This is a genomic window from Mycobacterium sp. E183 (genome assembly GCF_001667735.1).
Taxonomy (GTDB): domain Bacteria; phylum Actinomycetota; class Actinomycetes; order Mycobacteriales; family Mycobacteriaceae; genus Mycobacterium.
Window position 1 is genome coordinate 79661 of sequence record NZ_LZJN01000110.1, and the last position, 23576, is coordinate 103236.

General features: G+C 67.5%; 21 protein-coding genes. 11 read left to right on the forward strand and 10 right to left on the reverse strand.

Annotated elements, in window-relative coordinates:
- Positions 1 to 37: 37 nt before the first annotated feature.
- From mfd to A5691_RS11910, 9 genes are all read left to right on the forward strand, one after another.
- Positions 38 to 3703, forward strand: coding sequence for a transcription-repair coupling factor (gene mfd / locus A5691_RS11875; RefSeq protein WP_068019570.1), 3666 nt, complete (start codon positions 38 to 40; stop codon positions 3701 to 3703).
- A gap of 106 nt (positions 3704 to 3809) precedes the next feature.
- Entirely contained in the window at positions 3810 to 4796 is a 987-nt protein-coding gene (locus A5691_RS11880; protein ID WP_067759522.1) for a nucleoside triphosphate pyrophosphohydrolase, read from the forward strand.
- Between the two features lie 141 nt (positions 4797 to 4937).
- On the forward strand, positions 4938 to 5666 hold the full coding sequence (locus A5691_RS11885; protein WP_156670230.1) for a lytic transglycosylase domain-containing protein: 729 nt from the start codon (positions 4938 to 4940) through the stop codon (positions 5664 to 5666).
- Between the two features lie 49 nt (positions 5667 to 5715).
- Entirely contained in the window at positions 5716 to 7005 is a 1290-nt protein-coding gene (eno, locus tag A5691_RS11890) for a phosphopyruvate hydratase (RefSeq protein WP_067759528.1), read from the forward strand.
- Between the two features lies 1 nt (position 7006).
- Complete coding sequence (locus A5691_RS11895; RefSeq protein ID WP_068019566.1) at positions 7007 to 7654, forward strand: septum formation initiator family protein; 648 nt, start codon at positions 7007 to 7009, stop codon at positions 7652 to 7654.
- Entirely contained in the window at positions 7647 to 8135 is a 489-nt protein-coding gene (locus A5691_RS11900) for a DUF501 domain-containing protein (protein ID WP_068019561.1), read from the forward strand. Before A5691_RS11895 ends, A5691_RS11900 begins: the two co-directional genes overlap by 8 nt.
- Complete coding sequence (locus tag A5691_RS11905) at positions 8129 to 9076, forward strand: Ppx/GppA phosphatase family protein (RefSeq protein ID WP_068019557.1); 948 nt, start codon at positions 8129 to 8131, stop codon at positions 9074 to 9076. Before A5691_RS11900 ends, A5691_RS11905 begins: the two co-directional genes overlap by 7 nt.
- A gap of 106 nt (positions 9077 to 9182) precedes the next feature.
- Positions 9183 to 9317, forward strand: a complete 135-nt coding sequence (locus A5691_RS28925) for a hypothetical protein (RefSeq protein WP_255369099.1) — start codon at positions 9183 to 9185, stop codon at positions 9315 to 9317.
- Positions 9314 to 10921, forward strand: a complete 1608-nt coding sequence (locus A5691_RS11910; protein ID WP_068019554.1) for an MFS transporter — start codon at positions 9314 to 9316, stop codon at positions 10919 to 10921. Before A5691_RS28925 ends, A5691_RS11910 begins: the two co-directional genes overlap by 4 nt.
- A 43-nt stretch (positions 10922 to 10964) precedes the next feature.
- Here the strand turns inward: A5691_RS11910 and A5691_RS11915 are convergent, their stop codons facing one another.
- From A5691_RS11915 to A5691_RS28930, 6 genes are all read right to left on the reverse strand, one after another.
- The gene (locus tag A5691_RS11915; RefSeq protein ID WP_067759558.1) at positions 10965 to 11645 is read right to left on the reverse strand and encodes a response regulator; all 681 of its coding nucleotides are present in this window, start codon (positions 11643 to 11645) and stop codon (positions 10965 to 10967) included.
- Complete coding sequence (locus tag A5691_RS11920; protein WP_067890182.1) at positions 11642 to 14209, reverse strand: sensor histidine kinase KdpD; 2568 nt, start codon at positions 14207 to 14209, stop codon at positions 11642 to 11644. Before A5691_RS11920 ends, A5691_RS11915 begins: the two co-directional genes overlap by 4 nt.
- 12 nt (positions 14210 to 14221) lie before the next feature.
- A complete protein-coding gene (locus A5691_RS11925) occupies positions 14222 to 15145 on the reverse strand; it encodes a potassium-transporting ATPase subunit C (protein WP_067890185.1) in 924 nt (307 codons plus the stop codon).
- 1 nt (position 15146) lies between these two features.
- Positions 15147 to 17297, reverse strand: a complete 2151-nt coding sequence (gene kdpB / locus A5691_RS11930; RefSeq protein ID WP_067890189.1) for a potassium-transporting ATPase subunit KdpB — start codon at positions 17295 to 17297, stop codon at positions 15147 to 15149.
- Positions 17297 to 18967 (reverse strand): potassium-transporting ATPase subunit KdpA, encoded by a 1671-nt coding sequence (gene kdpA, locus A5691_RS11935; RefSeq protein WP_067890194.1) that lies wholly within the window; start codon positions 18965 to 18967, stop codon positions 17297 to 17299. The genes kdpB and kdpA overlap by 1 nt, the downstream gene beginning before the upstream one ends.
- Before the next feature lie 85 nt (positions 18968 to 19052).
- Complete coding sequence (locus tag A5691_RS28930; protein WP_255369311.1) at positions 19053 to 19181, reverse strand: hypothetical protein; 129 nt, start codon at positions 19179 to 19181, stop codon at positions 19053 to 19055.
- 414 nt (positions 19182 to 19595) lie between these two features.
- Here A5691_RS28930 and A5691_RS27980 point away from each other — a divergent pair, with 414 nt between their 5' ends.
- Positions 19596 to 20168, forward strand: a complete 573-nt coding sequence (locus tag A5691_RS27980; protein ID WP_156669918.1) for a DUF6611 family protein — start codon at positions 19596 to 19598, stop codon at positions 20166 to 20168.
- Positions 20169 to 20276: 108 nt separating this feature from the next.
- Positions 20277 to 20432 carry a hypothetical protein gene (locus A5691_RS27985; protein ID WP_156669919.1) on the forward strand — a complete coding sequence of 52 codons (156 nt, stop codon included), beginning with the start codon at positions 20277 to 20279 and terminating at the stop codon, positions 20430 to 20432.
- Between the two features lie 115 nt (positions 20433 to 20547).
- Here A5691_RS27985 and A5691_RS11950 read toward each other — a convergent pair whose 3' ends face one another.
- The 4 genes from A5691_RS11950 to A5691_RS11965 all read right to left on the reverse strand — a co-directional run.
- The gene (locus A5691_RS11950) at positions 20548 to 22068 is read right to left on the reverse strand and encodes a cell wall metabolism sensor histidine kinase WalK (protein ID WP_067890206.1); all 1521 of its coding nucleotides are present in this window, start codon (positions 22066 to 22068) and stop codon (positions 20548 to 20550) included.
- The gene (locus A5691_RS11955; RefSeq protein WP_067890209.1) at positions 22065 to 22838 is read right to left on the reverse strand and encodes a response regulator transcription factor; all 774 of its coding nucleotides are present in this window, start codon (positions 22836 to 22838) and stop codon (positions 22065 to 22067) included. Before A5691_RS11955 ends, A5691_RS11950 begins: the two co-directional genes overlap by 4 nt.
- A gap of 247 nt (positions 22839 to 23085) precedes the next feature.
- On the reverse strand, positions 23086 to 23370 hold the full coding sequence (locus A5691_RS11960) for a WXG100 family type VII secretion target (RefSeq protein WP_046184805.1): 285 nt from the start codon (positions 23368 to 23370) through the stop codon (positions 23086 to 23088).
- A gap of 44 nt (positions 23371 to 23414) precedes the next feature.
- The coding region (locus A5691_RS11965) for a WXG100 family type VII secretion target (protein WP_197508505.1) at positions 23415 to 23576 on the reverse strand (162 nt) is incomplete at its 5' end.

Genomic DNA, 23576 nt, shown 5'->3' on the forward strand with positions numbered 1-23576 from the left:
TATTGACGAATCCTGGCGCCCCTAGAATGGATTCATCATGACCGCACCGGGGCCTGCTCGCCCAGAACCCCCGATCGCGGGGCTCGTTGAATTGGCGCTCACCGCGCCGACCTTCCAGCAACTGATCGAAAGCGCGGCCGAGCGACCGGCCGAGCTGCGCCTGGTGGGTCCAGCCAGTGCACGGCTTTTTGTGGCCAGCGCGCTGGCGCGGTTGGGGCCTTTGCTCGTGGTCACCGCGACGGGTCGCGAGGCCGACGACCTGACCGCTGAATTGCGCGGCGTCTTCGGCGATGCCGTCGCGGCCTTTCCGTCCTGGGAGACCCTGCCGCACGAGCGGTTGTCGCCGGGCGTCGACACCGTCGGCGCCCGGCTGACGGTGCTGCGCAGGCTGGCGCATCCCGACGATGGTCGGTTGGGCCCGCCGCTGCAGGTGGTGGTGACCGCGGTGCGCTCGCTGATGCAACCGATGACGCCGGAGCTGGGCCTGGTCGAGCCGGTCACGTTCGAAGTCGGCGAGGAGATCGCCTTCGAAGACGTCGTCGCCCGGCTGGTGGAGCTGGCCTACACCCGGGTCGACATGGTGGGCCGGCGGGGCGACTTCGCGGTGCGCGGAGGCATCCTCGACGTCTTTCCGCCGACCGCCGAGCACCCGGTGCGCATCGAGTTCTGGGGTGACGAGGTCAGCGAGATCCGGATGTTCGCCGTCGCCGACCAGCGCTCGATCCCCGAGATCGAGGTCGAGACGGTGATCGCGGTGCCCTGCCGCGAGCTGCTGCTGACCGACGAGGTGCGGGAACGGGCCGCCGCGCTCGCCGCCCGGCATTCCGGGGCCGAGCCGGCCATCACCGGCAGCGTGACCGACATGCTGGCCAAGCTGGGCGAGGGGATCGCGGTCGACGGCATGGAGGCGCTGTTGCCGGTGCTGCGGCCCGGGGAACACGTGCTGCTGACCGACCAGCTGGCCGAGGGCACGCCGGTGTTGGTGTGCGACCCCGAGAAGGTTCGCACCCGGGCCGCCGACCTGATCAAGACGGGCAGCGAATTCCTCGAGGCCTCCTGGTCGGTCGCCGCCCTCGGCACCGACGCGCCCGTCGACGTGGCGCAATTCGGGGGATCGGGGTTCGCCGAGCTGGACGACGTGCACGCCGCGGCGGCGAATTCCGGTCACCCGTGGTGGACGTTGAGCCAGTTGTCCGACGAGTCGGCAGTCGAGCTGGACGTTCGGGCGGCGCCCTCGGCCCGCGGGCACCAGCAGGACATCGACGGCATCTTCGCGATGCTGCGCGCGCACGTCTCGACCGGCGGCTACGCCGCCGTCGTCGCGCCGGGCGCCGGTACCGCGCACCGGGTCGTCGAGCGGCTCGCCGACTCCGACACCCCCGCCGCCATGCTGGAACCCCACGCGGCGGACACCACGCTCAAGCCCGGAATCGTCAGCGTGCTCAAGGGTCCGCTGCACGACGGTGTCGTCATTCCGGGCGCCAACCTGGTCGTCATCACCGAGACCGACCTGACCGGTAGCCGAACCACCGCCGTCGAGGGCAAGCGGCTGGCGGCCAAGCGGCGCAACACCGTCGACCCGCTGGCGCTGACGGCCGGTGACCTGGTGGTGCACGACCAGCACGGCATCGGGCGGTTCGTCGAGATGACCGAACGCACGGTCGGCGGCGCGCGCCGCGAGTACCTGGTGCTCGAGTACGCGTCGAGCAAGCGGGGCGGCGGCTCGGACAAGCTGTACGTCCCGATGGACTCCCTGGACCAGCTCTCCCGCTACGTCGGGGGGCAGGCGCCGGCACTTTCCAAGCTTGGCGGCAGCGACTGGGCCAACACCAAGACCAAGGCCCGCCGCGCGGTGCGCGAGATCGCCGGCGAGCTCGTCGCGCTCTACGCCAAACGCCAGGCCAGCCCCGGCCACGCGTTCGCGCCCGACACCCCGTGGCAGGCCGAGATGGAGGACGCGTTCGGCTTCACCGAGACCGTCGACCAGCTCACCGCCATCACCGAGGTCAAGGCCGACATGGAAAAGCCGATCCCGATGGACCGGGTGATCTGCGGTGACGTCGGCTACGGCAAGACCGAGATCGCGGTGCGCGCGGCGTTCAAGGCGGTCCAGGACGGCAAGCAGGTCGCGGTGCTGGTGCCCACCACGCTGCTGGCCGACCAGCACCTGCAGACGTTCACCGACCGGATGGCCGGCTTCCCGGTGACCGTCAAGGGGCTCTCGCGGTTCACCGACAACGCCGAGTCCCGCGCCGTGATCGAGGGCCTGGCCGACGGCTCGGTCGACGTCGTGATCGGCACGCACCGGCTGCTGCAGACCGGGGTGCGCTGGAAAGACCTGGGGCTGGTCGTCGTCGACGAGGAGCAGCGGTTCGGCGTCGAGCACAAGGAGCACATCAAGAGCCTGCGCACCCACGTCGACGTGCTGACCATGAGCGCCACCCCCATCCCGCGCACGCTGGAGATGAGCCTGGCCGGGATCCGCGAGATGTCGACCATCCTGACGCCGCCCGAAGAGCGGTATCCCGTGCTGACCTACGTCGGCCCGCACGACGACAAGCAGGTCGCGGCCGCCCTGCGGCGCGAGCTGCTGCGCGACGGGCAGGCGTTCTACGTGCACAACCGGGTCAGCTCGATCGACCGCGCCGCGGCACATGTTCGCGAGCTGGTCCCCGAGGCGCGCGTGGTCGTCGCGCACGGACAGATGCCCGAGGACCGGCTGGAACGCACCGTGCAGGGGTTCTGGAACCGCGAATACGACATCCTGGTCTGCACCACGATCGTCGAGACCGGGCTGGACATCTCCAACGCCAACACCCTGATCGTCGAGCGCGCCGACACCTTCGGGCTGTCGCAGCTGCACCAGCTGCGCGGCCGGGTGGGCCGCAGCCGCGAGCGCGGGTACGCCTACTTCCTGTACCCGCAGCACGCGCCGCTGACCGAGACGGCCTACGACCGGCTGGCGACCATCGCGCAGAACAACGAGCTGGGCGCGGGCATGGCGGTCGCGCTCAAGGACCTCGAGATCCGCGGCGCCGGCAACGTGCTGGGCGTCGAGCAGTCCGGGCACGTCGCCGGGGTCGGGTTCGACCTGTACGTGCGGCTGGTGGGCGAGGCCGTGGAGGCCTACCGCGCGGCCGCCGACGGCCAGACGGTGACCACCGCCGAGGAGCCCAAGGACGTGCGGATCGACCTGCCGGTGGACGCGCACCTCCCGCCTGACTACATCGCCAGCGACCGGCTGCGGCTGGAGGCGTACCGACGGCTGGCGGCGGCTTCCGACGACGCGGCCGTCGACGCCGTGGTCGACGAACTCGTCGACCGCTACGGCGCGCTGCCCGAACCGGCCCTGCGCCTGGTGGCGGTCGCGCGGTTGCGGCTGCTGTGCCGCGCCGCGGGCATCACCGAGGTGTCCGCGCCGTCGGCGGCCACCGTGCGGCTGTCGCCGATGACGCTGCCGGATTCGGCCCAGGTGCGGCTCAAGCGGATGTATCCGTCGGCGAGCTACCGCGCCACCACCTCGACCGTGCAGGTTCCCATCCCGCGGGCGGGCGGTGTCGGGGCGGCGCGCATCCGCGACGTCGAGCTGGTGCAGATGGTGGCCAATCTGGTGACGGCGCTGCAAGGAAAACCCCAGACGGACATTGATATAACGAGTGCGTCACCTGCAGCGATGTCCAGTGAGGAGCGACAAGCGCGATGATCCGCGCCGGCGACGATGCAGAGCGGAGCGATGTGGGGGCACGCCCCCTCGCCGCTGCGCGGCCGGGGGTACCCCCACCCGCTTGCGGGGGAGAGGAGCGGCGCACATGATCGTCGTCTTGTTCGACCCTCGCCGCCCATCGCTGGTCCCCGTGGAAGCGATAGAACATCTCAGCGGGGAGGTGCAGTACACCGAGGAGATGCCCGTCGCGGTGCCGTGGTCGCTGCCCGCGGCCCGTCCGGTGCATGCCGGGGACCCCGATGATCCGGCGCCGGTGCTTCTCTCGTCCGACCCCGATCATCCCGCCGTCACGGCGCGCCTCGCGGCCGGTGCCCGGCTGATCTCGGCGCCGGACACCCCGCGCGGCGAACGACTGGTCGACGCCGTGGCGATGATGGACAAGCTGCGCACCGCGGGGCCCTGGGAGAGCGAGCAAACCCACGACTCGCTGCGCAGGTTCCTGCTCGAGGAGACTTACGAACTGTTGGACGCGGTGCGCAGCGGCAGCGCCGACCAGTTGCGCGAAGAACTCGGCGACGTGTTGTTGCAGGTGCTCTTTCACGCGCGCATCGCCGAGGATGCGCCGCAGCTTCCGTTCACCATCGACGACGTTGCCGTCACGCTGATGCGCAAGCTGGGCAATCGGGTTCCGGGTGTGCTTGCGGGCCAGACCATTTCGCTGGAAGAGCAGTTGGCGCAATGGGAAGAGCGCAAGGCCGCCGAAAAGCCCCGGAAATCGGTGATGGACGACGTGCATACCGGGCAGCCCGCATTGGCGCTGGCGCAGAAAGTGATTCAGCGTGCCGAGAAGGCCGGCCTGCCCGCCGATCTCATACCCGCCGAAATCACCTCGATATCGGTGTCGGCCGGCGGCGACGCGGAAGGCGCGCTGCGCTCGGCGGTTCTGGAGTTCGTGGACACCGTCCGGGAGGTCGAACGGGCGATCGCCGCGACGCGCCGGGGCGGCGACGTCCCCGATGAGTTCGACGTGGCACCCCTCGGGGAGGTCACCGAGGACGAGTGGCGGGAGCACTGGCCGTCGGACGGGGTGCCCGAGGCGGCCGCGGTGGATGCCGCGGCCGACGACGCGTGACCGCGAAAGCTGCTTGGGGCTAACCGATAATTAACCAAAATCCTGCGCCGGGCCCCCGACGCGGCCGGGCAAGACCGGAACACATGGGACGATGGTTGCGGAAGTTTGTGCAGGGGAGTTGAGGGAGCTTTAACCAGCATGGTGTCGCCGAGGCGTTGGTTGCGCGCGGCTGCCGTGATCGGCGCGACCGCGATGCTGATGGCCTCCAGCTGCACGTGGCAGCTCAGCCTCTTCATTCCGGAGGGTGTCCCGCCGCCCGCGGGGGCCCCGGTGCCGCCGGTGGACACCCACGCCAGCGGACGCCCCGCCGACCAGCTTCGGGCCTGGGCCGAGCAGCGGTCGGCGACGCTCGAGATTCCAGTGATCGCGCTGGAGGCGTACGCGTACGCGGCTCGGGTCGCCGAGGTCGAGAACCCCAAGTGCCATATCGCGTGGACCACGTTGGCGGGCATCGGGCAGGTCGAAAGCCATCACGGCACCTACCGCGGCGCGCGCCTGGCGCCCAACGGGGATGTGAGCCCGCCGATTCGCGGTGTCCGCCTGGACGGCAGCGGGGGCACTCTGCGCATCGTCGACAGCGAGGAACAAGTGACCGATGACGACGGGGTGGTGCGGGCCATGGGGCCGATGCAGTTCATCCCGGAGACCTGGCGGTTGTACGGCGTCGACGCCCATAACGACGGGCGTGTCAGCCCCGACAACATCGACGATGCGGCCCTCGCGGCGGCGGGTTACCTGTGTTGGCGGGGCAAAGATCTGGGGACTCCGCGCGGCTGGATCACCGCACTGCGGGCCTACAACAACTCGGGCGTCTACGCGCGGGCGGTCCGCGACTGGGCGACCGCTTATGCGGCGGGTCACCCGCTGTAGCAGGATGTATCGCTGACGGCGCCAGCTAGAACACGCAAGGAGAAACTCAGTGCCGATTATCGAGCAGGTCGGGGCCCGCGAGATCCTCGATTCCCGCGGTAACCCGACGGTCGAGGTCGAGATCGCCCTGATCGACGGGACGTTTGCCCGCGCGGCGGTGCCCTCCGGGGCGTCGACCGGCGAGCACGAGGCCGTCGAGTTGCGCGACGGCGGTGAACGGTACGGCGGCAAGGGCGTGCGAAAGGCCGTGGAGGCCGTGCTCGACGAGATCGGCCCGGCGGTGATCGGGCTCAACGCCGACGATCAGCGGCTGGTGGATCAGGCGCTGGTCGACCTCGACGGCACCCCCGACAAGTCCCGGCTGGGCGGCAACGCGATCCTGGGTGTGTCGCTGGCGGTGGCCAAGGCCGCCGCGGATTCCGCCGAGCTCCCGCTGTTCCGCTACATCGGCGGGCCGAACGCGCACATCCTGCCGGTGCCGATGATGAACATCCTCAATGGCGGCGCGCACGCCGACACCGCCGTCGACATTCAGGAATTCATGGTGGCCCCGATCGGCGCCCCCAGCTTCAGTGAGGCGCTGCGCTGGGGCGCCGAGGTGTACCACTCGCTCAAGTCGGTGCTGAAGAAGCAGGGTCTGAGCACCGGCCTGGGGGACGAGGGCGGCTTCGCGCCCGACGTGGCCGGCACCACCGCGGCGCTGGACCTGATCGGCAGCGCCATCGAGTCGGCCGGGTTCAAGCTGGGCGTCGACGTCGCCCTGGCCCTGGACGCGGCGGCCACGGAGTTCTACACCGACGGAACCGGATACGCCTTCGAGGGCAGCACCCGCACCGCCGAGCAGATGGCGGAGTTCTACGCCGGGCTGCTTGGCTCCTACCCGCTGGTGTCCATCGAAGACCCGCTCTCCGAGGATGATTGGGAAGGCTGGGCGGCCCTGACGACGTCTATCGGTGACCGTGTGCAGATCGTCGGCGACGACATCTTCGTCACCAATCCCGAACGCCTCGAGGAAGGCATCGAGAAGGGTGTCGCAAACGCGTTGCTGGTCAAGGTGAATCAGATCGGCACGCTGACCGAGACGCTCGACGCCGTCGCGCTCGCCCACCACAGCGGGTACCGCACGATGATGAGCCACCGCAGCGGCGAGACGGAAGACACCACGATCGCCGACCTGGCGGTGGCGGTCGGCAGCGGCCAGATCAAGACCGGCGCGCCGGCCCGCAGCGAGCGGGTGGCCAAATACAACCAACTGCTGCGAATCGAGGAGGCGCTGGGCGACGCCGCCCGCTACGCCGGTGATCTGGCGTTCCCGCGCTACGCGCCGGAGGCCAAATAGGTTGTCCGCCAAGCCGGATCCGAAACGGCGCTCCCCGGCATCGCGTCCGGGGAAGGCCGGTGATCCGGTTCGGCGGCGTCGTACGGCAAAGCCCTCTTCCAAGCCGTCCGCCACCGCCAAGCAGGCTAGCCCCCGATCGGTTTTCGAGCATGTCGTCGAGCCCATCAAGCGGCAGGCCGCGGAATCGGTCGAACAGCGGTCGGAGCAACGGCTGGGTTTCACCGCGCGGCGGGCGGCGGTGCTGGCGGCCGTCGTCTGCGTGCTCACGTTGACCATCGCCGGCCCGGTGCGCACGTACTTCGCGCAGCGCACCGAGATGAACCAGTTGACGGCAAGCGAAGCCGCGCTTCGCCGCCAGATCGCCGACCTCGAGCAGCGGAAGGCCAAACTCGGCGACCCGGCCTACATCGCGGCGCAGGCCCGCGAGCGGCTGGGCTTCGTGAAGCCGGGCGATATTCCGTTCCAGGTTCAGCTTCCGCCGACGGCGGCCCCTAGCGAGCCGGGAGGCCAGGCGGTGAAACCGGCCAGCACCGATCCCTGGTACACGTCGCTGTGGCACACCATCGCCGATGCTCCGCACCTGCCGCCGGCCAATGTGCCCCCCGCCGAACCCGGTCCCACCCCGAATCCCATGGCGCCCGGTGGTTGATCGTGCGGACCTCGAGGCCGTGGCGCGTCAGCTCGGGCGTGAGCCCCGCGGCGTGCTCGAGATCGCCTACCGCTGCCCCGGCGGCGAGCCCGGCGTCGTGAAGACCGCACCGAAACTTCCTGACGGAACGCCGTTTCCGACGTTGTACTACCTGACACATCCGGTGCTGACCGCGGCCGCGAGCAGGCTGGAGACGACCGGGTTGATGCGCGATATGTCCGAGCGGTTGCGCCATGATCCCGAGTTGGCGGCCGCGTATCGGCGGGCGCACGAATCGTACTTGGCCGAACGGGATGCGATCGAGCCCCTGGGGACGACGTTTTCCGGTGGCGGGATGCCGGACCGGGTCAAATGTCTGCACGTGCTGATCGCGCACTCGCTGGCCAAGGGGCCGGGGTGCAACCCGCTTGGTGACGAGGCGCTGGCGATCCTGGCGCCCGAGCCGGCGATGGCCGGCGTCCTGGTGGCAGGGCAATGGTGAGCAGGTTCGCCGGAATCGACTGCGGAACTAATTCGATCCGGTTGCTCATCGCCGACGTTCGCGACGGCCGGCTGCGCGACGTGCACCGGGAGACGCGGATCGTGCGGCTGGGCCAGGGTGTGGATGCGACGGGCGAGTTCGCGCCGGAGGCGATCGCCCGGACGCGGGACGCACTGGCCGATTACGCCGCGCTGCTGATGCGGCACGGCGTCGAGCGGGTGCGGATGGTGGCCACGTCGGCGGCGCGCGACGTCGCCAATCGTGATGTCTTCTTTGCGATGACGGCCGAGGTGCTTGGCGCGGTGCTGCCCGGCGCGGTGGCGGAGGTGATCTCCGGCGCGGAGGAGGCCGCGCTGTCGTTCCGCGGCGCCGTCGGTGAATTGGACCCTGCCGCAGGGCCTTTCGTCGTCGTCGACTTGGGCGGTGGCTCTACCGAGATCGTGCTGGGCGGGGATTCCGTGGTGGTGGCCAGTCACTCGGCCGACATCGGTTGCGTACGGCTGACAGAGCGCTGCCTGCACTCGGATCCGCCGACAGCTGACGAGGTGGCGGCGGCCAGGGCGGTGGTGCGCGAGCGGCTCGGTGTCGCGCTGCGCGTGGTGCCCGTCGAGGGGGCGCGAACCTGGGTTGGGCTGGCCGGGACGATGACGACGCTTTCGGCGCTAGCTCACAACATGACGGCGTATGACTCTGCGGCCATTCATCTTTCGCGCGTTCCCGGCCGAGATCTCCTGGCGGTGTGCGAGCGGCTGATCGCCATGCCGCGATCCGAGCGTGCCGCTTTGGGGCCTATGCATGAGGGGCGTGCCGACGTCATCGGCGGCGGAGCGATCGTGGTCGAGGAGTTGGCGCGCGAGCTGCGCGTCCGCGCCGGCATCGACGAGCTCACGGTCAGCGAGCACGACATCCTGGACGGCATCGTGCTGTCGATCGCGCAATAGCCCGACTCCCGGGTATCGCGACATTGGGTGCGGTCATTTCGGCGCGCGCCGAACCTGGGGAGTTGCTCTAGACTTCAACTTTCGGCACGACGCGGAAGGCGTGGTTATGCCAGATCTCACCGTCCGGCTGCCCGTGATGATGACGGGCATTCTTGTTGCTGCCGTGGTGCACGGCGCCGGACAGCCCCAGCGTCGCAAGTACGCCGAACAGGCGGGTGGCCGGTTATCAGCTCTGCGGTGATTTCCGGCGACGGACATGCCGACGGGCCACCGTCGGCATGGGCGCCGTTGCGTAACCACGTCTACCGCGGTCTGTTGATCGCACAGCTGGGCTCCAACACCGGGACGTGGATGCAAACTGTGGCGGCTCAATGGTTTTTGGTCGAGAAGCACAGCAGCGACGTCATCGTGGCGCTTGTCCAGACTGCGACCCTGGCACCGACCTTGGTCTTCGGATTGTTTGCCGGCGCGCTCGCCGATCTGTTCGACCGACGCCGGCTGCTGATTCTTCTGAACGCGTACGCGGTGCTTGTCGCGCTGGCGCTGGCGGTTCTGACCTTCCTCGGCCGGCTCAGCCCTGCGTCGCTGCTGATGCTTACCGCGGCCATTGGCTGTGCGGCTGCCCTTACCGCCCCGGCTTGGCAGGCGATTCAGCCCGAAATTGTTCCGCGTGAGCAGATCACGGCCGCAGCGACATTGGGTAGCGTCGCCGGAAATGCAGCACGGGCGATTGGACCGGCACTCGGCGGCGTTGTCGTGGCTTTGGCGGGTCCTGCTGCGGTCTTTGCAATCAACGCCCTCTCGTTCGCCGGAATAATCGCTGTGCTGTTGGCCTGGAAACGACCGAAACAGCTCAGCCCAATCGAGCGAGAGCACTTCGGCCAGGCCGTGATCGCCGGCCTGCGATTCGTTCGCAACGGTCCCAATATTCGCCGGATCCTGTTGCGGGCGGCGCTGTTCCTGTTTCCCGCCTCGGCGGTATTCGCGTTGCTGCCGGTGGCCGCCGCCCGTAGGTGGCATCTAACGGCCAGTGGCTACGGTGTCGCGCTGGCGGCTATGGGGTTGGGCGCCATCCTTGCCGTCGTCGTTGCCGCGCGATTGCGTGAGCGAATCTCCGACAACGTTCTGCTGGGGGCGTCGGCAGCCGCGTACGGCCTTGCGCCGCTTGCGGTGATCTGGCTGCCGTTCGCCGCGGCGACGCCATTCCTGATGTTGTCCGGGATGGCGTGGCTGATCACGTTGACAACCTTGAACGCCGCCGCGCAGCTCTCGTTGCCGCGATGGGTCATGGCACGCGGGTTGGCCCTCTATCTACTGGTCGCAACGGGTTCTCAGGCCCTCGGCTCGTATGCCTGGGGCGCGATAGCCACGCGGACGGATCTGCGCACGGCGCTGCTGGGTTCCGCGGTGATGCTGGGTGCGGTTGCTCTGAGCGCCGCCGTGCTTCCGTTGCGGCCGTCGACCGGCAAGCTGAAGGTCGACGTGTCCACAGCATGGCCGTCACCGACGTTGGTGTTCGAACCGTGCCCTAACGACGGGCCGGTTCTCGTCACCGTTCGTTACCGAGTGCCCACTGACCGGCTCGAGGAATTCGTCGAGGCGATACGCGCCGTCCGACGATCGAGGCTGCGAACGGGCGGCCACACTTGGCGGCTTTATCACAGCGTCGGACAACCGGATACGTTCCTCGAAAGGTTCACCGTCGCCTCGTGGACCGAATTCGAGCGTCAGCGCACCCAGCGGTGGTTGGAATTCGACGACGAGGGCGTGATGAGGGCGGTCGCCTTCACCGTTGACTGCGACCGCGAACACGACTATTACCTTCCCGTGCGGGTACGACCATGACGGGTTTGGTCAACGCCGCCCCGGGTGCACTCAGGGCGCCCACTCACACCTCGAACCGATACCCCATACCCGATTCGGTCAGCAAGTGCTTGGGCTGCGACGGGTCGTCCTCGAGCTTGCGCCGCAGTTGCGCCAAATACACTCGCAGATAATGTGTTTCGGTGGCGTACGCCGGGCCCCACACCTCCTTGAGGAGCTCTTCGCGGCCGACCAGCTTGCCCCGGTTGCGGACCAAGACTTCCAGCATTCCCCATTCGGTCGGGGTGAGGTGAACCTCGGCGCCGTTCTTGGTCACCTTCTTGGCCGCCAGATCGACGGTGAAGGCGTCCGTCTCGATCACCGGCTGCTCCAGTTCGGACGCCGCGGTGTTGCGCCGGATCGCTGCCCGTAGCCGCGCCAAAAACTCGTCCATGCCAAAGGGTTTGGTGACGTAATCGTCGGCCCCGGCGTCGAGCGCCTCGACCTTGTCCGACGAGTCGGTGCGCGCCGACAGCACGATCACCGGCGCGGTGAGCCAGCCCCGCAGCCCGGCCAGCACATCGATGCCGGAGATGTCGGGGAGTCCGAGGTCGAGGATCACGACGTCGGGCTTGTGCTCCGCGGCAGCGCGCAGCGCGCCGGCGCCGGTGGACGCGGTGATCACCTCGTAACCCCGCACCGACAGGTTGATGCGCAGCGCCCGCAGGATCTGCGGCTCGTCGTCGATCACCAGCACGCGGGTCATCGCGCCGCAACCATCTCCGGCGCGGCCAATTCCACCACCACCGTGAGACCGCCGCCCGGGGTGTCCCCGGCCGCGATCGTCCCGCCCATGGCCTCGACGAAGCCGCGCGCTACCGACATGCCCAGGCCCACCCCCGTGGTGTTGTCGTGATCGCCGAGGCGCTGGAACGCTTCGAAGATCTGCTCCTCGGTCCCGTGCGGGATGCCGGGTCCCTCGTCGATGACGTTGATCAGCACCCGATCGCCGACGCGCCCCGCGTTGACCCGCACCACACAGTTGGGCGCGTACCGCAGCGCGTTGTCGATCAGGTTGGCCAGGACGCGCTCCAGCAGCCCGGCGTCGGCCAGCACCACGGCGTCACCCACGTCGACCTTCACCCGGTCGATGGCGGAGCGGTAGAAACCGGTGGCGCCCTTGCCGATACTGATCAGCGCCCGTTGAACCGTCTCCTCCAGATAGACCCGGCGCAGGTCGGGATGCACCACCCCGGCGGCCAGGCGCGACGAATCGAGCAGGTTTCCCACCAGCGCGGTCAGCTGGTCGATGGACTCCTCGATGGTCGCCAGCAGTTCCGCCGTGTCCGCGGGGGAGAAGGCGACGTCCTCGGCGCGCAGGCTGGACACCGCGACCTTGGCCGCCGCCAACGGCGTACGCAGGTCGTGGCTGACCGCCGACAGCAGGGAACGCCGCAACTCGTCGGCCCGCACGATCGCCTCGGCCCGGCTGGCTTCCTCGGCCAGCTCGCGCTGCCGGATCAGACCCGCGGCCTGCTTGGCCACCGCACTCAGCACCCGCCGGTCGCGGGCCGAAAGCTTGCGGCCCGCCAACAGCATCCAGAATTCGTCGTCGCCGACCTCGATCGCGGTATCGGCGGAATCGACCGTGACACAGGGATCCCGGCCCACGCAGGCGACGACCTCGCCCCGCTTGCCGCCGGCGTGGTCCTCCTCGGCGGGTTCGCGCAGCATGCTGACCGCGCGTTGCGAGTAGGTCTCGCGCACCCGCTCGAGCAGCGTCTCGAGGTCGGCCCCACGCAGCACCGAGCCCGCGAACAGCGTCAGCAGCTCGGCCTCCTGCGAGGCGCGCCGGGCCTCGCGGGTGCGCTTGGCCGCGCCGTCGACCAGCACCGCGACGGCGACCGCGATCAGCAGCAGCACGAGTTCGGTGACGGCGGCATCGGGTTCGGCGATGGTGAAGGTGTGCCGCGGCGCGGTCAGGAAATAGTTCAGCAGCAGGCTGGACAGCACCGCCGAGACCACCGCCGGCGCAACGCCTCCCAGCAGTCCGACCAGCAACACGCCGACGAAGAACAGGGCGCTGTCGCCGCTGGTGCCCAGATACCTGTCCAGCGCTGTCACGATCACCGCGCAGATGAGCGACGGCACGATGAAGGCTGCCAGCCACGACGCCACCCGGCGCTCATTGGGCGCCAGCGATGCCGCGCGAAAGCCGCGTTTGGATTCCTCGTGGGTAACCAGGTGCACGTCGATCTTCGCCGACCGCTCGACGATCGTCGCGCCGATGCCCTCTTCGAAAATGCGTGCCCACCGCGACCGGCGCGAGGTGCCGATCACCAGCTGAGTGGCGTTCATCTCGCGGGCGAAATCGAGTAGGGCCGTTGGCACGTCGTCCCCGACCACGGTATGCAGGGAGGCGTCCAGGCTGCTCGCCAGCTCGCGAATCTTCGCCATCCGCGCGTCCGACAGGCCGGCCAGCCCGTCGCCGCGGATGACGTGCACCACCATCAGCTCGGCGCTGGACTTCGACGCGATCCGGGATGCCCGGCGTACCAGCGTCTCCGACTCGGGGCCGCCGGTGATCGCCACCACGACCCGCTCGCGGGCCTCCCATGTTTCGGTGATTTTGTTTTCGGCGCGGTATTTGGCCAGCGCAGTGTCAACCTGGTCGGCCAGCCAGAGCAGTGCGAGTTCCCTTAGCGCGGTGAGGTTTCCGCGGCGGAAGTAGTTCGACAACGCCGCGTCGATCCGCTCCGGGGCGTAGACGTTTCCGTGGGAGAGCCTGCGGCGCAACGCCTCCGGTGTGATATCGATCAGCTCGACCTGAGAGGCCTGGCGGACGATGGAGTCCGGGATGGTCTCCTTCTGTTCGATGCCGGTGATTTGGGCGACGACGTCGTTGAGGCTCTCCAGGTGCTGGACGTTGACGGTGGAGATCACCGTGATCCCGGCGTCGAGCAATTCCTCGACGTCCTGCCAACGCTTGGCGTTTTTGCTGCCCGGTGTGTTGGTGTGCGCGAGCTCATCGACCAAGACGACTTGGGGCCGACGCGCGAGGACGGCCGGCACGTCGAGTTCGGGGAAGGTGCTGCCGCGGTATTCGATGTAGCGCGGCGGAACGAACTCAATGCCCTCAAGCAGCTCAGCGGTTTTCGCACGGCCGTGGGTCTCGATCACGCCGGCCACCAGGTCGGTGCCGCGTTCCAGCCGGCGATGCGCTTCGCCGAGCATCGCGTACGTCTTGCCCACCCCCGGGGCCGAACCGAGGTATATCCGCAGTTCGCCGCGTTTAGGACGGTGGTCAACGACACTCACGTCAACCATCATCCCCCTATCGCGCTAGCTCGAGACTGGATATTTGTGATCGAGTTGCAGGTTGAGCTGCAACACGTTGACACACGGCTCGCCGAAAAATCCGAGGGTGCGCCCGCTTCGGTTCTGCGCCAACACCTGACGGATCTCGTCGGGGCTGACGTGCCGGGCCTTGGCCACTCTGGCCACTTGGAGGTCGGCGTAGGCCGGTGAGATGTTCGGGTCGAGGCCGCTGCCGCTCGCGGTGACGGCGTCGGCGGGCACGGCGGGGTTGGCGGGTGCGGCGCCGCGGATGGGCACGATCTGACCGATCGTGTAGTCCTCGCCATACTTGGCGCATTCGACCCGCACGCCCTCGTAAAGGGCCAAGAAGGGCGCCGGGACCGCCTGGCAGGGCTCGTTGACGCTGACCACCCGCGTCGGATGGGTGACGTTGCCGCGGGCGTCGCGCGGCCCGATCACCGACAACGCTGCCCCCACACCGCCGCCCGTGCAGAATGGACGAGACCCGTCCACCCCTTCCAGCTGGCCCACCGCGGCGCTGCGCGAGCACACGGTGGTCAGCAGGCTCGGCTTGAAGCCCGCGTCCGAAGCGGACTTGCCGGATGCCAATTGCGCAGGGTCGGCTGGTGTGTCGACGATGCTCTCCGGCCCGAGGTTGCTCGCGCTGGTCGAGAGTGGGTCGTAGCCGGTGCCGGCCGCTGACGGGCGGCTCTGGAAGTACTTCGGCAGCGGGTTGCCGTCCTTATCGGTGAACAGCTGACCGATCAGCCGGCTGCCGACCGGCTTGCCGTCAGAGGTCAGAATCGACCCTTCCGCCTGGTCGTGTAGCCCGGGAATCTGGGCGACCAGCCAGATGAACAGCGGGTAGGCGATGCCGGTGACCAACGTGAGGACCAGCAGCGCGCGGAAAGCCGCCCAATGCACGCGGACGAAATTCGAGAACTTCATGTCAGGACATCCCTGGGACGAATTGAACGATCAGGTCGATCGCCTTGATTCCGATGAATGGGGCCACGATGCCGCCGAGGCCGTAGATATAAAGATTGCGGCTCAACAGCTTTGACGCGCTGCTCGGCGTGTATCGGACACCCCGCAGCGACAGCGGGATCAGCGCCACGATGACGATCGCGTTGAAGATCACCGCCGACAGGATCGCCGACTGCGGGCTGTGCAGCCGCATGATGTTGATCATGTCCAGCCCGGGGAACAACGCGACGAACATGGCCGGGATGATCGCGAAGTACTTGGCGATGTCGTTGGCGATCGAGAAGGTGGTCAACGCGCCCCGGGTGATCAGCAACTGCTTGCCGATCTCGACGATCTCGATGAGTTTGGTGGGGTCGGAGTCGAGGTCGACCATGTTGCCCGCCTCTTTGGCGGCCGACGTGCCGGTGTTCATCGCCACGCCGACGTCGGCCTGTGCCAAGGCCGGCGCGTCATTGGTGCCGTCGCCGGTCATCGCGACCAGCTTGCCGCCCTCCTGCTCTCGTTTGATCAGCGCGAGTTTGTCCTCGGGCGTGGCCTCGGCGAGGAAGTCGTCGACGCCGGCCTCGTCGGCAATCGCTTTGGCCGTCAACGGGTTGTCGCCGGTGATCATGACGGTCCGGATGCCCATCTTGCGCATCTCGTCGAAGCGATCCCGCATGCCCTGCTTGACGACGTCCTTGAGGTGAATCACGCCCAGCACCGCCGCTTCGCCGTCGCGGCTCTCCCCGACCACCAGCGGGGTGCCGCCGCCGGCGGAGATGCCGTCGACGAGCTCGCCGAGCTGCTGGGGCACCTTTCCGCCTTGGCCCCGCACCCATTCCGCGACGGAGCTTGCCGCGCCCTTGCGCAGCTGGTGCCCGTCGATGTCGACGCCGGACATCCGCGTGGCGGCGGAGAATTCCACCCAGTGGGCGTGCGCGAGTTCGCCCGGGGTGCGTGCCCGCAGCCCGAAATGCTGCTTGGCGTAGACGACGATCGAGCGCCCCTCCGGGGTTTCGTCGGCGAGGCTGGACAATTGCGCGGCGTCGGCCAGCTGCTCGTCGGTGACGCCGTCGAGGGGGACGAACGCGCCGGCTTGCCGGTTACCCAGGGTGATGGTGCCGGTCTTGTCGAGCAGCAGCGTGTTGACGTCGCCCGCGGCCTCCACCGCGCGGCCCGACATGGCGAGCACGTTGCGTTGCACCAGCCGGTCCATGCCGGCGATGCCGATGGCGGACAGTAACGCGCCGATGGTGGTTGGAATCAGGCAGACCAGCAGCGACACCATCACGATGCCGGTGACGCCGTTTGTGTTGAGCGCCTGGGTGTCTGGGACGCCGGGATTGTTCATCTTCGAATAGATCGCCAGCGGCTGCAGCGTGGCGACGGCGAAGACGAAGATGATGGTCAGTGCGGCCAGCAGGATGTTCAGTGCGATCTCGTTGGGGGTCTTCTGCCTGTTGGCGCCCTCGACGAGCGCGATCATCCGGTCGATAAAGCTCTCGCCGGGTTTTTGGGTGATCCGCACGACGATTCGATCGCTCAGCACGGTGGTGCCGCCGGTGACCGCAGAGCGATCGCCACCGGACTCGCGGATCACCGGCGCGGATTCGCCCGTGATGGCCGATTCATCCACGGAGGCAATGCCTTCGACGACGTCGCCGTCGCCCGGTATCACCTGCCCCGCCTCGACCACGACTACGTCACCCTGCTGCAGGAGCGGCGCGGCGACCTCTTCCTCGACGGCCGGCGCGCCGGGTTGCCAGTTCCTGAGCCGCCGGGCCAGCGTGTGGGTCTTCGCCCGGCGCAGGGTCTCGGCCTGGGCCTTCCCGCGGCCTTCCGCCACGGCCTCGGCGAGGTTCGCGAAAAGGACGGTGAGCCAAAGCCATACCACGGTCAACCAGGCGAACCAGGTCGGGTCGATGATGGCCAGCACGGTGCTCCAGGTGGCACCGATCTCGACGATGAACATCACCGGGTTGCGCCAGAGGGTGCGCGGGTTGAGCTTGCGCAGCGCGTCCGGCGTCGAGCGCCACAGCATCTTCGGGTCGAGCAAACCGCCCTGCACCCGTTTGGTGTTCGCGGCGGCGGTGGGCTGCGACTGCTCAGCCGGGTCGGCGGTGGTCGCGGTCATCAGTGGATTCCTTCAGCGAGAGGTCCGAGCGCGAGCATGGGCAGGAAGGTGAGGGCCACCAGGATCAGCGTGACGCCGGCGACCATGCCGACGAACTGTGGCCGGTGAGTGGGCAGCGTGCCCGCCGATTCAGGTGTCTGGCCCTGCCTGGCCAGCGAGCCGGCCAGGGCGAGCACGAGCACGATCGGCAGGAACCGGCCGAAGACCATGGCCAGCCCCAGGGCGGTGTTGTACCAGTTGGTGTTGACACTGATGCCGGCGAAGGCCGACCCGTTGTTGTTGGCGGCGGAGGTGAACGCGTAGAGGACCTCCGACAATCCGTGCGGGCCCGAGTTCAGCATCCCCGCGCGTTCGCCCGGCAGCGCCATCGCGATCGCGGTGCCGGTGAGCACGATCAGCGGCGTGACCAGGAAATAGCTTGCGGCGAGCTTGATCTCGCGGGGGTTGATCTTCTTGCCGAGGTATTCCGGCGTGCGCCCGACCATCAGTCCGGCGACGAACACGGTGATCACCGCGAGGATGAGCATGCCGTAGAGGCCCGAGCCGGTGCCGCCGGGCGCGACCTCGCCGAGCTGCATGTTGAACATGGTCATCATGCCGCCAAGGCTCGTGTAGCTGTCGTGGAACGAGTCGACCGCGCCCGTGGAGGTGAGCGTCGTCGAGTCGGCGAAGACGGCGGAGTTGGCGACGCCGAACCGCTGCTCTACGCCCTCCATGGCCGAACCGACCGCGGTCGGCACCGTGCCGTGATGCTGCAGCTGGAACCACATCATGAAGGTCACGCTGATGGCGTACAGCGAAGCCATGACGGATGCGATCGCGTAGCCCTGCTTCGTGCTGCCCACCATGCGCCCGAACGTGCGCGGCAGCGAGAAGCTGATCACCAGCAGCAGGAAGATCTCCAGCCAGTTGGTCCACCGGGTCGGGTTCTCGAACGGGTGGGCGGAGTTCGCGTTGTAGAAGCCGCCGCCGTTGGTGCCCAGCTCCTTGATGGCTTCCTGGCTGGCGACCGGGCCGCCGGTAATTGTTTGCTGCGTGCCACCGAGGGTGTTGACGACCTGGTCGTGCAGGTGGAAGTTCTGAATGGCGCCACCGGCGACGAGCACGATCGCTCCGACAATCGAAATCGGCAGCAGGATGCGAAGCACCGTGCGCACCAGGTCGACCCAGAAGTTGCCCAGCTCGCCGGTGCGCCTGCGGGCGAATCCGCGCACCAGCGCGATCGCGACCGCCATCCCGACGGCGGCGGAAACGAAGTTCTGCACCGCCAGCCCGGCCATCTGCACCAGGTGACCCTGCGTGGACTCGCCGGAATAGGCCTGCCAGTTGGTGTTGGTGACGAAGCTGACCGCAGTGTTCCACGCCAGCCCCGGAGTCATCTGCGTGGCCGGGTCGTGCAGGTGCAGCGGCAGCTTGCCCTGCACGAGCTGGAACACGAACAGGAAGAGAATGCTGATCGACGAGAACGCCAAGACGCTGCGCGCGTAGGCGCCCCACGTCTGCTCCGAGCGGGCGTCGACACCGATCAGCCGGTAGATGATCCGCTCGACATACGAGTCCTTGTCCGAGGTATACACCCGGTACATGTAGTCGCCGAGGGGCACGTGCACCAGCACCAAGGCCACGACGAGGACGAGCAGGAAGATGACGCCCGCAGTTGTTGTGCTCACTAGAACCTCTCCGGGAACAGCAAGGCGCACGCGAGAAACAGTGCCAGAAGGACGGAAAGCGCCAAGCCGACGATGTTTTCGTAACTCACAGCCGCTCGACCAGCTTCTGAACCGTGCCGAGGATGGCGAACACCGCCACCGTGAGCACGATGTACACCAACACGCCCATCTTGTCTCCGTTCGGGCCGATCACGTGCATACGAAAGGGCCTCATCGAGCTAGCCGCAGCGCTTTCTCGGAGGCAAGGTCAGCTTGAAGTTAGTTGGGGCGGGTCCGATAGGGCCATTGGTTGACACTTTTCTTACGGTGGCCCAGGGCTCCCTTACGGTTTTTTTACGCACGTTCGTTCGAACCTGCCAGCAACTCCCGCCCGGCGACGTCCGGACCGACGGCGGCACGTTTTTTCATCTCAGCATCGGAGTAGGTGTCCCCAATCACGATGACGGACAGGAGTTTTGAGGACCTCCACGGCGGCCGGCCTCGTCAATCGCAAGCTCTGGCATTGGCCGGTGCTTTTGCCGATCCTGCGCACCGGGTCGATTAAGGTTCCGTAAACATTGGCGCCCCGGACGTATGGATGCCGTTGTCATCCCGGCACGTGCCGTGCTTTCGGCGTAGACCGAAATTCATGCGTGATCGCCAACACCGAACCGTCGAACGCGGCGTTACCGAACCACCACAGGGGAGAGCAGCCGCGCCGCCGTGGTTCTCGCGCCTGCTCGACGGTGACCACCTTTGGGGATCGTATGGGGCGGCGGTCAGCCAGTACGGGGTTCGCCGCTACAACCTCATCGTCTATCCGCCCGGAACCAGTACCACCGACCGGCGGCTGGCGAGGCTGTGGCGTGCATGGCCGCTAACCGCTGCCGCGTTGATGCTGTTGTGCGTCATGGTGTTGGGCAATGCAATGGACTCACCCGATACCGTGCTGACAGTCGCTGCGGTCGCCTACCTGAGTATCAGCATGCTCCTCTTTTTCCGGGCCGGGCCTCCCCGTGTTCGAGCTAGGTCGATGTCGATCATCCTCATGCCCAACACCGTCGACGTGCAGGAGCTGCGCAGGTACGCCCAATGGCGGACGTTGGTCGACATGCTGATCAAGGCCGACCGCATGCTGACGACTCATGCGATCTCACCGGTCGAGCATGAGGCCGTCTGGTGGGATGCCTACGACCGTGTGGCAGAGATCGAGCATGTCTGATGCGCTGACACAGAACCTCAGGCGTCCAGGTATCCGGTGTCCGTCCAATCATTGGGCCGCAGAACCTGCTGCTCTTGCCAGCGACGATATTGGCCACTGACGGCCGATGTGCAATCCAAGCTGGATGTAGACGAATCACTGGCCGAGGCCAGCGGTGGTTGGATCACCGCGTTGACCCTCGGAAAGATGCAGCGCTGGTTCATAACCCGCGTGCTCGCGAACGAGAAGCTCAGCGCTTACCTCGTCGATTCTGCGTTGCGTTGAAAACGACAGAGCCGATGTGATGTCCAAGCGAACCGACGAGAAGCGCGCTTGTCGGAGGAAGAAGCCAATCGCGGCAAGCGGCCGGCCTCGGGCAAGCACACGTGAATGCCGGGTTTCAGCGGCTGCCGGGTCTTTCGGTCATCGGGATCCGGACGCGGAAAACCGTTCTGCCCTCGGTGGATTCGGCGGTTACGGAGCCGCCATGCGCCTTGACTATCGAACTGACGATGGCCAGGCCCAGCCCGGTGCCCGTTCCGTTGAGCCTCGAGTTGTCCGCCCGGGCGAACCGTTCGAACAAGCGGGGGAGAAGCTCCGGGTCGATGCCCGGTCCGTCGTCGGCCACGGTCAGCTCCGCACATGGCGCCTCGGCACCATCGCGGCGGCAGGCGATCGCGGTCGTGACGGTGACCCCGGGCGGGTTGTGCACCCGGGCATTGTTGAGCAGGTTGCTGACCAGCTGATGCAACCGCGCATGATCCCCACGGACCCACACCGGTTCCGCCGGTAGGTCCTTCACCCAGTGGTGCATCGGCGCCGCGACCGCCGCGTCGTTGACGGCGTTGCCGACGAGCTCGGCGAGGTCGACGTCCTCGCTCTGCAGGTCTTGCCCTTCGCCCAGGCGCGACAGCAGCAGCAGCTCGTCGACCAGCAGCGTCATGCGCCGCGCTTCCGACTCGATGCGGGCCAGCGCATATTCGGTGGTCGGGGGCAACTCCGAACTGTCCTGGCGGGTGAGTTCGGCGTACCCCTGAATCGCGGCGAGGGGGGTCCGCAGTTCGTGGCTGGCGTCAGTGATGAATTGACGCGTTCGCAGATCGGATTCGGCGCGCTGCGCCAGCGCACTGTCGACGTTGTCGAGCAACCGGTTCAACGTGTGGCCGACGATGCCGACCTCGTTCTGCTGGTTGGTGTCACGCGGCCGCACCCGGACACTGATTCGGTGGTCGTCGTCGGCGAGCGGCATGGCGGCGACTTCCGCAGCGGTGGCCGCCAACCGGCGCAATGGGCGCAGGGTGTAGCCGACGACCCAAACGGTGAGCCCGGCGGTGACCGTCAACGCCGCCGCGATCAGCAGGGTGGTGGTGAGTTGTTTGCGGGCGATGATCTGGTCGGCGAGGTTCAGCGAGACGCCGGCGATCAGCACGTCCGATCCATCGACGTGGCTCTTGAGCCGGTAATACCCGAGGCTGCCCAGGTTTTCGGTCCGGGGCGGGCCGTTTGCCCACGATTGCGCCTCGACGGCGCGCACCACGTCGGCGGGTGCGGGCCGCGCTTCGGCTTCGGAGAACACCGCCGACCCGATCACGGCGCCTTCATGCAGCACCACGATCAGGTTTCCCGGCGTCTGATCGGTGAACTGCAGCATCGCCTCCGGCAGTGGCTTGGCACCGACGGCCGGATCATGTTCGCCCCGAACGTATTTGTGATACGAATGGCCCAACGCGTCCAACGACTCGGCGACGTCGGCGTCGCTCATCGCGGTGACGTAGCCCCGCAGGCTCAGCACGGAGACGATGCCGACCGTCATCAGCACCACGCTGACCACGGCGAGGACGCCCAACAAAAGCTGGCGGCGTAACGAATGGGGCAGCCACCGCGGAAGATCGCCGGACAGGGCGTCCCGGGCCCGGCTCATTCCGGGGGCCGCAACATGTATCCCACACCGCGCACGGTGTGAATCATCGGTTCCCGGCCGGAATCGATCTTTTTCCTCAGATAGGAGATGTAGAGATCCACGATGCTGGTGCGCCCGGCGAAGTCGTAGTTCCACACGCGGTCGAGGATCTCGGTGCGGCTCAGCGCGCGGCGGGGATTGCGCATCAGGAAGCGCAGCAGTTCGAACTCGGTTGAGGACAGCGATATCTGCGTGCCGCCCCGGCTCACCTCCCGGCTGGCGGTGTCCAGGCGCAGGTCGCCGACATTGAGGGTTTCGGCCGCGGGCGGCGTCTGCTGACCGGAACGGCGCAGTAACCCGCGCAGCCGCGCCACGAGCTCTTCTAGGCTGAACGGCTTGGTCATGTAGTCGTCGGCGCCCGCGGTCAGACCGGTGACCCGGTCCATCACCGAATCCCGCGCGGTCAGGAAGAGCGTCGGGGTGTAGGTGTCCGATTGGCGGACGCGTTCCAGGATCCGCAGCCCGTCGACATCCGGCAGCATGATGTCGAGCACCAGCACGTCGGGATTGACCTTATCGAACTTGGCCATGGCCTCGCGTCCGTTGTGGGCGATGTCGACCACCCAGCCCTCGTAGTGCAGCGCCATCTTCACCAGGTTGGTCAGCGCCGGCTCGTCATCGACCAACAGGACCCTGATCGGCGATCCATCGGCACGGTAAATCCTGGGCAGCTGCCCGAGGATGGCCTGGCGGGGGCGCTGGCCACCCGCATAATCCGACATTGCGGTCATGTTCCTACATTCTGGCAAGACGCACACCCAACTGTCACGGAGTTCATAGAGTTCTCAAATGTGCGCGGGCAGCGAAGCAACTCGACGGGTGATCCCAGTTATCCAAAAGCGTTGCTTCGCATGGTCGTTGAATGTCGCAGTGCGGCGGTCCGGTTTCGCACAGCACCCCGGCGCATCAGAGTTGCCCGGGGCAGCCAAAAGGGCCCGCACACCGTGGTGTGCGGGCCCTTCGAGTGAAGAGGCGGTGTCAGGCCCAGCTGGACCCGACGGCGCTGTCGGTGCTGGCCATGTTGTTGCCGGCGCTTTGCACCTTCTGCCCGTGGGCGTTGGCCTGCTCGTAGATCACCTGGAAGTTGCGACCCAACTGGGTGATGAACTCCTGGCAGGCCACCGAACCGGCGCCACCCCAGAAGTCACCCGCAGCGAGCACATCGCGAACGATGGCCTGGTGCTCAGCCTCCAGAGACGCGGCCTGGGCGCGGATCAAGGCGCCGTGGGCGTCGACATCGCCGAACTGGTAGTTAATGGTCATTGCTTAGCTCCTTAGAAGTGTTGGATAGCAGTGGTTTTCGGCTGCTAGCTGCTCAGGATCTGCTGCGAGGCCTGCTCTTGCTGCTCGTAGTTGTTGGCGTCGCGGATAAGTCCGTCGCGCACTCCGTGGAGCATGTTGACGATGTTGCGGAAGGCCTGGTTGACCTGGCCCATGGTGTCGTACGAGGTCGCCTGCGCCTGGCCGCT